Here is a 5,183-nt window from a genome sequence, read left to right as displayed (position 1 = left end):
CCGGTGGCTCGGGTCTAGTCTCGGCGAATGGTGTTGATCCGGCTCATCCGCCCGAGGCTGCGCCCCCACGGCCGTCCGCTCGCTGTGCTCGCGCTGACGCAGGTGGTGCAGACCACGGCGGCGCTGTGTCTGCCGACGCTCAACGCCGTCATCCTCGACGACGGTGTCGTGCGCGGCGAGACGGCCGTCATCGTGCGGCTCGGCGCCGTCATGCTGGCGGTCTCGGCGGTGCAACTGCTGTGCGCGGTCGCCGGGGTGCGGCTGGGTGCGGGTATCTCGGCGGCGGTCGGGCGTGACGTGCGGGCCGAACTCTTCGACCGGGTGCAGGCTTTCTCCGGCCGCGAGGTCGCCCGGTTCGGTGCCGCCTCGCTGATCACCCGGCTGATCGGTGACGTCCAGCAGGTCCAGACGGTGGTGCTGACCGGCCTGACCCAGATGGTGGCGGCTCCCGTCACCTGCGCCGGCGGGATCGTCCTGGCCTTGGGTCAGGACGTCCCGCTGGCCCTGCTGCTGCTGGTCGAACTACCGGTTCTGGCCCTACTGGTGGGCCTGGTCGTATGGCGCGCCCAGTCGTTGTTCCGAACCATGCAGGGGCGCGTGGACACCATGAACCGGGTGCTGCGCGAGCAGATCGCCGGAGTCCGGGTGATTCGGGCGTTCGTCCGCGACGAACACGAGCAGCGCCGATTCGGCCACACCAACGAGGAGTTGACGGACACTGCGGTGCGCAGCGGACGGCTGACGACGCTGCTGTTCCCGATGGTCAACACCGTGGTGAACCTCGCCGCCGTCCCGGTGGTCTGGCTGGGGGCGCACCGCGTGGACGCCGGAGCCCTGCGCATCGGGGTCCTGACCGCTTTCCTCAGCTACCTGCTCCAGATCCTGATGTCGGTGATGATGGCAACGTCGGTCTTCATGGCGCTGCCCCGCGCCGAGGTCTGCGCCGAGCGCATCGAGGACGTGCTGCGGGCCGTCCCGGGCGTGCGGGCGCCCGCCGTGCCCAGGCCTCGTCCACGCGGGCCGGCGCGGCTGGAACTGCGGGGCGTCGGCTTCAGCTACCCGGGAGCCGGGCAACCGGTGCTGAGCGGGGTGGACCTGCTCGTGCGGCCGGGGGAGACGACGGCCGTGATCGGGTCCACCGGCAGTGGTAAGAGCACACTGGTCGGCCTGGCGGCTCGTCTGTTCGACCCGACGGAGGGCGAGGTGCTCCTCGACGGGGTGAGCGTCGCCGACCTCGACCCGGCGGCGCTGGCCGCCGCCGTGGGCCTGGTCCCGCAACGGTCCTACCTCTTCTCGGGCACGATCGCCTCGAACCTGCGCTACGGGCGGCCGGACGCCACCGACGAACAGCTGTGGGCGGCCTTGGAGACGGCCCGGGCGCACGACTTCGTCACGGCCCTGGCGGGCGGTCTGGACGCGCCCATCGATCAGGGCGGCGGCAACCTCTCCGGCGGCCAGCGCCAACGGCTGGCCATCGCCCGAGCCCTCGTCCACGACCCGGGGGTCTACCTCCTCGACGACGCCTTCTCCGCCCTCGACCACGCCACCGAGGCCGCCGTACGGGCCGGGCTCGGCCGCGCCACCGCCGGCGCGGCCGTACTCGTCGTCGCCCAGCGGGTGAGCACGATCCAGGGGGCCGACCGCATCGTCGTGCTCGACGAAGGCCGGGTCGTGGGCAGCGGGACCCACGATGACCTGCTCGTCGGCAACCCGACATACCGGGAGATCGTGCTCTCCCAGTCCGCCGGGCTCACCGGCCGGCCCACTGGGGGCGTCGCATGAGCACGACCCGTGAGTCGGCGCGGACGGGTACCCCGGCCAGCCTCCGGACGCAGGCGCCCTCTCCGGGCGAGCGCCCCGTCCCCGGGACGGCCCGGCGGCTCCTCGGCCGCTTCCGAGGGCAGGGCGCGCTGCTGACCGGGGTCCTGCTGCTGGGCGTCGCGAGCATCGCGCTGAACGTCCTCGGCCCCCTGATCCTCGGCCGCGTGACCGACCTGGTCGTCGCCGGGCTGATCGGGCAGCGGACCGCGCCCGGCGACACCCGCGAGCAGGTCGTCGAGGGGCTGCGGGCCGACGGCCGGGGCACCGTCGCCGACGTGTTCGACTCGGTGGACTTCACCCCCGGACACGGCGTCGCCTTCGGGCGGGTCGGCCTCCTCCTGCTCGTGCTCGCCGGGGTCTACGCCGCCTCGGGCCTCTGCTGGATCATGCAGGGCCGGCTGGCCACCGTCGCGATCCAGCGCACGGTGCAGCGGCTGCGTTCGGACGCGGCGGCGAAGCTGGCCCGGCTGCCGGTGTTCCACATCGACCGGCAGCCGCGCGGTGACCTGCTCAGTCGCGTCACCACCGAGATCGACAACCTTGCGCAGACCATGCAGCAGACCCTCAGCCAGATCACCAATTCGCTGCTCCTGGTGGTCGGCGTGCTGGTGATGATGTTCTGGGTCTCCCCGCTGCTGGCCCTGATCGCGCTGGCCACCGTCCCGCTGTCGGCCGTCGTGGCGGCGGCGCTCGCCCGGCGGGCCCGGCCCCGGTTCGCCGAGCAGTGGGCGGCCACCGGGGCGCTGACCGCGCGGATCGAGGAGCTGTGCGAGGGCCACGCCCTGGTGCGGGCGTTCGGCCGGCAGGAGGCGTCGGCGGCGGCCTTTCGCGAGCACAACGAGGCGCTGGCGGGTGCCGCCGCCGAGGCACAGTCCGTCAGCGGCGCGATCCAGCCGCTGATCACCTTCATCGGGAACCTGAACTACGTCCTGGTCGCGGTGGTCGGCGCACTGAGGGTGGCATCCGGAAGCCTGTCGATCGGCGAGGTGCAGGCCTTCGTCCAGTACTCCCGGCAGTTCGGCCAGCCACTGTCCCAGGTCACCAGCCTGGCTGGCCTGGTGCAGTCCGCCCTGGCCTCGGCGCAGCGGTACTTCGAGCTGCTGGACGCGCCCGAGCAGAGCGCCGACCCGGCGCCGCCGGAGCACCGGGCCGAGCCGCGCGGTCGCGTCGACTTCGAGGCGGTCTCCTTCCGCTACGAGCCGCAACGACCGCTGATCGAGGGGCTGTCATTGTCGGTGCGGCCGGGTCAGCTGGTCGCGGTGGTAGGGCCCTCCGGCGCGGGTAAGACGACGTTGGTCAACCTGCTGATGCGGTTCTATGAGGTGGACGGCGGGCGGATCCTGCTGGACGGCACCGACACCGCCGCCCTGCCGCGCGGCGTCCTGCGCTCGGCGGTCGGCATGGTGCAGCAGGACACCTGGCTGTTCGGCGGCACGATCGCCGAGAACATCGCCTACGGGGCGCAGGACGCCACCCGCGAACAGGTCGAGGCGGCCGCCCGGGCCGCGCACGCCGACCACCTGATCCGCACGCTGCCGAACGGTTACGACACCGTGATCGACGACGAGGGCTCGGGGGTCAGCGCGGGGGAGAAGCAGCTCATCACCATCGCCCGGGCCTTCCTCGCCGATCCGGCGGTCCTGGTGCTGGACGAGGCGACCAGCGCCGTGGACACCCGCACCGAATTGCTCGTCCAGCGGGCGATGGCCGGGCTCAGCCGGGGCCGGACCAGTTTCGTGATCGCGCACCGACTGTCCACAGTGCGCGGGGCAGACCTGATCGTGGTGATGACGGACGGGCGGATCGTCGAACAGGGAGCCCACGAGGAGCTGTTGGCCGCAGGCGGCGCCTACGCGCGCCTGTTCGCAGCCCAGTTCGCGTAATATCGCCGCTCCGGCCGACCCGGTCCCATCGGATCCCGTCCTGCGGGCCCCCGCCCGCTCGCCGTGCCGGTCGTCCCAAGTCCGGTGTACGGGCGACACGTTGACGGCGGGCGGGAACCGAAAATACGGTCGTGGACGAGGCGCAGGGCCCCGGCCCGCACCACCCGGCGGCTGCGCCGGGCCGCCGCCGAGTTGCGGGAGGCCGACCGCCGCAACCGCGTTGCCGTCAACCTGGTGGCCAGCGAGACCCGGCTGTCGCCACTGGCCCGGCTGCCGCTGTCCACCGACTTCTACAACCGGTACTTCCTCGGCGAGGACGGCGGCTTCCGGGGAGGGCTCCGGGTGCGGCACATCGAGACCGAACTCGCCACCGACAGCCTGCGCCGCCTCACAGGGGCACGCCATGTGAACACCCGGCCGATCTCCGGGATGAGTGCGATGACCCTCGTCATCGCCGCGCTGGGCGGCGCACCCGGCGACACCGTGATCAGCATCGGCGCGGAGTCCGGCGGCCACTACGCCACCCGCGAGATCGTCCAGCGCCTGGGCTACCGGCCGGTGACCGTGGGCTTCCGTGCGGGTCGGGTCGACCAGGAGGGGCTCGACCACGCGCTCGGTCACGGCGGGGTCGGCCTGGTCTACCTGGACCTCCAGCACAGCCTCGACCTGCTGGACGTCGCCGCCGTGGTCGAGGTGGTCCGCCGGCACGGCCCGGGTATCCGGGTGCACGTGGACTGCAGCCACACCCTGGGCCTGGTCCTGGGTGGGGCGGTGCCCCACCCGCTGGTCGCGGGCGCCGACTCGATGGGCGGTTCGACGCACAAGACGTTCCCCGGCCCGCACAAGGGCGTGGTGTTCACCGACGACGACGAGATCGACGCCCGGCTGCGGGACGCGCAGTGGCGGCTGATCAGCAGCCACCACTACGCGGAGACCCTGGCCTTGGGTCTGGCCGCCGCCGAGTTCGAGGTGTTCGGAGCGGCTTACGCGTCCGCCGTCCTGGACAACGCGCGCCTGCTCGCCGAGGCGCTGGACCGCCGAGGATTCGAGGTCGTGCGCTCGGACGGGACGGCCACCCGGACCCACCAGGTGTGGCTGAGGGCCGGCGACGCCGATCGGACCGGGCGGCTGGCCGCGCGGCTGGACGCCCGGGGCATCCGGGTCCAGGACCTGCGCCGCCTGCCGGGGGTGCCCGGCCCGGTGATCCGGCTGGGCACCAACGAGGTCACCTTCGAGGGGGCCGGCGCACAGTCCATGGAACTGCTCGCCGAGGCGTTCACGTACGCCCTGCGGACGGGAGCCGGATCCGGGCCGACCGCCGCCGATGTCCGCCGCTCCTTCGGGCGGCCGTACTTCCACCCGGAGTTCGAGGCGGCCCCCCACGAGGCCGTCGACCGGCTGCGTGCTCCCGCGCTCCCGACTTCCTGAACGCGGCCGGGACGATCCGGGCCCCACCCGGGGAGCCGTCCTCCCGCATCG

The 5,183-nt window shown here is 73.0% G+C and carries 3 protein-coding genes; all 3 read left to right on the top strand.

The genetic code is table 11. The features are described from left to right. The first annotated feature begins 30 nt into the window (after positions 1-30). The 3 genes from J0670_RS29505 to J0670_RS29495 all read left to right on the top strand — a co-directional run bounded on the left by J0670_RS29505 (position 31) and on the right by J0670_RS29495 (position 5,132). Positions 31-1,782 (top strand): ABC transporter ATP-binding protein, encoded by a 1,752-nt coding sequence (locus J0670_RS29505; RefSeq protein WP_207814753.1) that lies wholly within the window; start codon positions 31-33, stop codon positions 1,780-1,782. Beyond that, positions 1,779-3,704, top strand: a complete 1,926-nt coding sequence (locus tag J0670_RS29500) for an ABC transporter ATP-binding protein (protein ID WP_207814752.1) — start codon at positions 1,779-1,781, stop codon at positions 3,702-3,704. The genes J0670_RS29505 and J0670_RS29500 overlap by 4 nt, the downstream gene beginning before the upstream one ends. A gap of 63 nt (positions 3,705-3,767) precedes the next feature. After that, positions 3,768-5,132 carry a DegT/DnrJ/EryC1/StrS family aminotransferase gene (locus J0670_RS29495; RefSeq protein WP_307806753.1) on the top strand — a complete coding sequence of 455 codons (1,365 nt, stop codon included), beginning with the start codon at positions 3,768-3,770 and terminating at the stop codon, positions 5,130-5,132. The last annotated feature ends 51 nt before the right edge of the window (positions 5,133-5,183 follow it).

It is taken from the genome of Streptomyces sp. FH025 (assembly GCF_017427025.1).
GTDB lineage: Bacteria > Actinomycetota > Actinomycetes > Streptomycetales > Streptomycetaceae > Kitasatospora.
The sequence above is the reverse complement of the archived record's forward strand: the minus strand, read 5'-3'. Positions and strand labels throughout refer to the sequence as shown.